General features: G+C 72.4%; 3 protein-coding genes and 2 pseudogenes. All 5 read left to right on the top strand.

Annotated features, from left to right (window positions below; genetic code table 11):
• Positions 1–237: pseudogene (locus ACRDTB_RS37140) on the top strand (hypothetical protein); the annotation flags it as partial.
• 315 nt (positions 238–552) lie between these two features.
• On the top strand, positions 553–2,844 hold the full coding sequence (locus ACRDTB_RS37135) for a tetratricopeptide repeat protein (RefSeq protein WP_431436947.1): 2,292 nt from the start codon (positions 553–555) through the stop codon (positions 2,842–2,844).
• The gene (locus ACRDTB_RS37130) at positions 2,844–3,872 is read left to right on the top strand and encodes a protein phosphatase 2C domain-containing protein (protein WP_431436946.1); all 1,029 of its coding nucleotides are present in this window, start codon (positions 2,844–2,846) and stop codon (positions 3,870–3,872) included. Before ACRDTB_RS37135 ends, ACRDTB_RS37130 begins: the two co-directional genes overlap by 1 nt.
• A gap of 169 nt (positions 3,873–4,041) precedes the next feature.
• Complete coding sequence (locus ACRDTB_RS37125; protein ID WP_431436945.1) at positions 4,042–5,358, top strand: vWA domain-containing protein; 1,317 nt, start codon at positions 4,042–4,044, stop codon at positions 5,356–5,358.
• A gap of 10 nt (positions 5,359–5,368) precedes the next feature.
• Positions 5,369–5,552: pseudogene (locus tag ACRDTB_RS37120) on the top strand (hypothetical protein); the annotation flags it as partial.

Here is a 5,552-nt window from a genome sequence, read left to right as displayed (position 1 = left end):
GGGCTGCTCGACCGGCGCGCCGAGCTGCGGGGGCGGCTGGAGGCGTACCGGGTGAAGGCCGCGCGGCTCGGCTACGCCGAGGACCTCGCGCTCGAGAGGCTGCACCAGCGGACGCAGGAGCTGCTGTTCACCGCGCCGTGCGACCTGCCCGCCGCGACCCGCGCGCTCAACCGCTACCAGCAGGCTCTGCAGCACCGGGAGCGTCCGCACCCGGCGTCCGAGGAGGGAACCGAATGACGCTCCCGCGCCTGCGAGAGCCGCGCGTCTCCCAACCGCACCCAAGGGGACCGGGACGCAACCCAGCCACAAGTACGTGCTCAACCGGAAGACACCAACCCAAGGCGACCACAAGGGTTAATTCCGGAGAGGCGGAACAGTCATGACACCCCTTGTGTCAACCCCAAGATCGAATCAGGCCGAGGGCTTCGCAACCGCACCTCAGGGGAACGTGACGCAAGCCAGCCACAAGTACGTGACCAGGCAGAACTTTCCGTCCTTCAACGGGACCAACACATCGAATTCCGGAGAGGCGGAACGGGAGGCGGAACTGTCATGACTGCGTGTCCCCGGCCCGGCTGCGCCGGCACCATCGACGAGGACGGCTTCTGCGACGCCTGCGGACTCGAGGCGCCGGCCGGCACCACGCCGACCGACATCGCCGCACCCGAGGTGCCGGGGCCGACCGCCGACGTGGCCACACCCAGCACCCGGACCGGCAGCTCGCGCACCGGCAGCATCTCGTGGACGACCTCCTCCGGCTCGGTGACCTCCAGCTCGCGCCGCGGCTCGACTCGCTCGTCGGCGCGCGGCCTGCTCGGCGCTGGCCTGGTCGAGATCCCGCGGGTGCCCTATCGCGACCCGAAGACCGCGGTGCTCACCGACCCGAAGGTGCCCGAGGAGAAGCGGTTCTGCAGCAACTGCGGCACCAAGGTCGGCCGCGGCCGAGACGGCAAGCCGGGCCGCGCGGAGGGCTTCTGCACGAAGTGCGGGCACGGCTACTCGTTCACGCCGAAGCTCATTCCCGGTGAGGTGCTGCACGACCAGTACGAGGTGCTCGGCTGCCTCGCGCACGGCGGGCTCGGCTGGATCTACCTGGCGCTCGACCGCGCGGTGGCCGATCGCTGGGTGGTGCTCAAGGGTCTGCTGGACACCGGCGACGCGGACGCGATGGCCGCCGCCGTGGCCGAGCGGCGGTTCCTCGCCGAGGTCGAGCACCCGAACATCGTGAAGATCCACAACTTCGTGCAGCACAGCGACGCCGGGACGAACACGACCGTCGGCTACATCGTGATGGAGTACGTCGGCGGCCGGTCTGTCAAGGACATGATCAAGCAGATCCGGCAGACCGAGGGCCTGGCCGCGTGCCTGCCGCTGTCCCGCGCGATCGCCTACGCGCTGGAGATGCTGCCCGCGATCGGCTACCTGCACACGCTCGGGCTGCTGTTCTGCGACTTCAAGCCGGACAACGTGATCCAGACCGAGGAGCAGCTCAAGCTGATCGACCTGGGCGCGGTGCGCCACCTCGACGACGAGGACAGCGCGGTCTACGGCACGATCGGCTACCAGGCGCCGGAGATCGCCACAGCCGGCCCGTCGACCTCCTCGGACATCTACACGGTCGGCCGCACGCTCGCGGTGATGACGTTCCCGTTCGACTTCCAGCGCGAGCACCAGGCCTCGCTGCCGTCGGCCGCGGAGGAGCCGCTGCTCGCCGAGTTCGAGTCCTACGACCGGCTGCTGCGCCGGGCCACCGCCCACGACCCGCACGCCCGGTTCACCTCCGCCGAGGAGATGCGCGACCAGCTCACCGGCGTGCTGCGGGAGGTGCTGGCCGCCGAGGACGGCGTGCCGCGACCGGGCGCCTCGACGGAGTTCACCCAGGAGCGGCGCTCGTTCGGCGTGCGGACCGAGCCCGGCACGCCGCTGGACACCGGTGAGCTGGCCGCGATCGTCGAGATGCTGCCGGTGCCCCGGGTGGACGGCGCCGACCCGGCCGCCGCGTTCCTCGCCACGGTCAGCGCGACCGAGCCGGCCGCGCTGATCGAGGAGCTGCGCACCGCCCCACAGTCCACTGTGGAGGTTCGGTTGCGGATCGCGCGTGCCCACATCGAGCTGGGCGACGTGGCCACCGCGCGGCGCCTGCTCGACGAGCTGGCCCGGGACGTCACCGACCTGGAGCGAGCCTGGCTGATCGACTGGCACCGCGGGCTGGCCGCGCTGTCGGAGGGCGACACGACCGTCGCGCGGCAGCGGTTCGACCGCGTCTACGCGGCCGTGCCGGGCGAGGCCGCGCCCAAGCTCGCGATCGCGCTGTGCGCCGAGGCCGCCGGCGACCACCGCGCGGCCGACCGGTACTACCGGACCGTGTGGCGCACCGACCGTGCCTACGTCAGCGCGGCCTTCGGGCTGGCGAGGGCGCTGCTCGCGCTCGGCGAGCGGCTGGAGGCGGTGGACGTGCTGAGCTCGGTGCCGGAGACGTCGAGCCACTACGTCGTCGCGCAGCTGGCCGCGGTCCGCGCCCGTCTCCGGGTACCGGCGGGCGGCTCCGTCGGCGACCTGACCGAGGAGGACCTGGTCGCCGCCGGCAAGCAGCTGGCCGACCTGGACGTCGACGCCGAGCGTCGCGCGCACGCGTCCGCGGAGGTGCTGGGCACGGCGCTGCGGTGGGTGCTCGCCGGGCACAGCGGGTCCGGCACGGTGCTCGGCGGCGCGCTGACCGAGGACGGCCTGCGCGCGGGTCTGGAACGCTGTTACCGGACGCTGGCCAGACACGCCGACAACACGAGGGAGCGCATCGACTTGGTGGACACGGCCAACCGGATCCGGCCCAGGACGTGGGTGTGATGACCTGTCCCAGCTGCGGTGAGCCCGTCGGGGCGAAGGACCGGTTCTGCGAGGGTTGCGGCGCGAGCCTGCTCGTCACGCGCACGCCGAAGGACGGGCCGGTCGCCGCGCCCGGCGGCGGCCCGTGCGTGGGCTGCGGTGGCGGCAACCTCGGCGCCGACGGGTTCTGCGAGGACTGCGGGCGCGCGCAGCCGGGCGGCCGCGACCGGATGGAGAGCGACCTGAAGCTCGTCGCCGGCATCAGCGACAAGGGCCGGCGGCGTGCCCGCAACGAGGACTCGATGGCGTTCGGCGTGGTCTCTGGCGAGACCCCGGCGGTCGTCGCCGTGGTGTGCGACGGCGTGGCGACCTCCGACCGTGCGGACAACGCCTCGCAGCTCGCCGTGGACGAGGCGGCCGACGTGCTGCTCGACGCGGCGGTCGAGGGCAAGGACGCCGAGGGGGCGACTCGGGCGGCGGTCGCGCGGGCGGTCGAGGTGGTCGCCGGGCTCGCCGACCCGTCGGTGCCGGGCACCGCGCCGTCGTGCACGTTCGTGTCGGCCGTCGTCACGCCCACCGAGGTGACGGTCGGCTGGGTCGGGGACAGCCGGGTCTACTGGCTCGCCGCCGCGGACGCCCCGACGCCACCGCGCCGGCTGACCGTCGACGACACGGTCGCCGCCGAGCTCGTCGCCGAGGGCATGAGCGAGGAGGACGCGATGGCCATGCACCAGGCGCACGCGCTGTCGAAGTGGATCGGCGCGGACGCCGGTGACATCGAGCCGCGGACGCTGACGATCACGCCCGAGGGCCCCGGACTGGTGCTGCTGTGCAGCGACGGGCTGTGGAACTACCTGCCGGACCCGCAGGTCCTGGTCGACGCCCTGCCCGGCGACGACCCACCCGCCGAGGTCGACCTGCTGCCCGCCGCGAGCGAGCTGACCCGGATCGCGCTCGACTTCGGCGGCCACGACAACATCACCACCGTGCTCGTGCCGTTCCCACCGAATCCGTCAGAACCGCCGGAACCGTCAGGGGGCCAGCCATGACCTCCCTTGTGTCAACCCCAAGATCGAATCAGGCCGAGGGCTTCGCAACCGCACCCCAGGGGACCGTGACGCAAACCAGCCACAAGTACGTGACCAGACAGAACCCTCCGTCCCCCAACGCAACCAATTCCGGGGAGGCGGAACAGGATTCCGGGGAGGCGGAACAAGCATGACCGGAGCGCCGGACTTCGCGGTCGAGATCTACCAGAACGAGTACCTGTCGGTCGGCGCCACCGAGGTGAACGCGATCATCACGGTGACCACGTCCGGCACCGGCCCGGCCACGGCGGCCACGCCACCCGGTTCGGCCGCCGAGGTGATCATCGTCGACACGTCCGGCTCGATGCACGTGCCGCGCACGAAGCTCTCGTCGGCCAAGCAGGCGACCGCGGCGGCGATCGACACGCTGCGCGACGGCGTGGCGTTCGCCGTGATCGCCGGGACCGACGACGCGCGCCTGGTCTACCCGTACCGGCACGGCCTGGAGGTGGCGAGCGCGCAGACCCGGGCGGAGGCCAAGCAGGCGGTGGCGAAGCTGTCGGCCAACGGCGGCACCGCGATCGGCAAGTGGCTGCGGCTGGCCGACAGCCTGTTCGCCACACAGCAGAGCTCGATGCGGCATGCCATCCTGCTCACCGACGGGCAGAACATGCACGAGACGCCGCGCCAGCTCAACCGCACGATCGCGGAGGTGACCGGCCACTTCGTGTGCGACGCCCGCGGGGTCGGCACCGACTGGGAGGTCAAGGAGCTGCGCCAGATCGCCGACACGCTGCTCGGCACCGTCGACATCGTGGCCGAGCCGGAGGGGCTCGAGGCCGACTTCCGCGCGATGGCGGCGTCCGCGATGAACAAGGCGGTGGCCGACGTGTCGCTGCGGCTGTGGACACCGCAGGGCGCGACGGTCAAGTTCGTCAAGCAGGTCGAGCCGACGCTGTCGGACCTGACCGCGCGGCGCACGGAGGTGCCCCCGCGCAGCGGCGACTACCCGACCGGCTCGTGGGGTACGGAGACCCGGGACTACCACGTGTGCGTGCAGGTGCCGGCGGCCGCCACGGGCGAGAAGATGCTGGCCGGCCGGGTGAGCCTGGTCATGCCGGGGCCGTCCGGGGAGACCGTGGTGGGCAAGGGCAACATCCTGGCGGTGTGGACCGAGGACTCGGCGCTGTCGACGCGGATCAACCGGGAGGTGGCGCACTACACGGGGCAGGCGGAGCTCGCCGACGCGATCCAGGAGGGTCTGGAGGCGCGCAAGGCGGGCGATGTGGGGACCGCGACCGCGAAGCTGGGGCGTGCGGTGCAGCTCGCCACCGAGACCGGCCACTCGGACACCGCGAAGCTGCTCGCGAAGGTGGTCGACGTCGAGGACGCCAAGACCGGGACGGTGCGGCTCAAGCGCAAGGTCGCGGCCGTCGACGAGATGACCCTGGACACCCGGTCCAGCAAGACGATGCGGGTGCGCAGGAAGACGACCGAGGAAAGCTGAGGCGCTGCCCATGTCCGTGTGTCCGGCCGGCCACGACTCCGCCGACGACGAGTTCTGCGACGTCTGCGGCCGGGAGATCGGTGGCGCCGCACCGGCCGCGGCGCCATCGGACACCGGCGGGACGCCCGCACCGGCGGCCGCGGAGCCGGACCTGCCGCCGGAGGGCGCCACCTGCGTGGCGTGCGGTGCACCGC

This window comes from Actinophytocola sp. (assembly GCF_050699935.1).
GTDB lineage: Bacteria > Actinomycetota > Actinomycetes > Mycobacteriales > Pseudonocardiaceae > Actinophytocola.
This window is presented reverse-complemented; position numbering and strand designations above follow the sequence as displayed.

Excerpts from the sequence above, each read along its gene's own strand:
- ACRDTB_RS37135 (WP_431436947.1), top strand. The coding sequence starts at position 553 with ATGACTGCGTGTCCCCGGCCCGGCTGCGCCGGCACCATCGACGAGGAC.
- ACRDTB_RS37125 (WP_431436945.1), top strand. The coding sequence starts at position 4,042 with ATGACCGGAGCGCCGGACTTCGCGGTCGAGATCTACCAGAACGAGTAC.
- ACRDTB_RS37130 (WP_431436946.1), top strand. The coding sequence starts at position 2,844 with ATGACCTGTCCCAGCTGCGGTGAGCCCGTCGGGGCGAAGGACCGGTTC.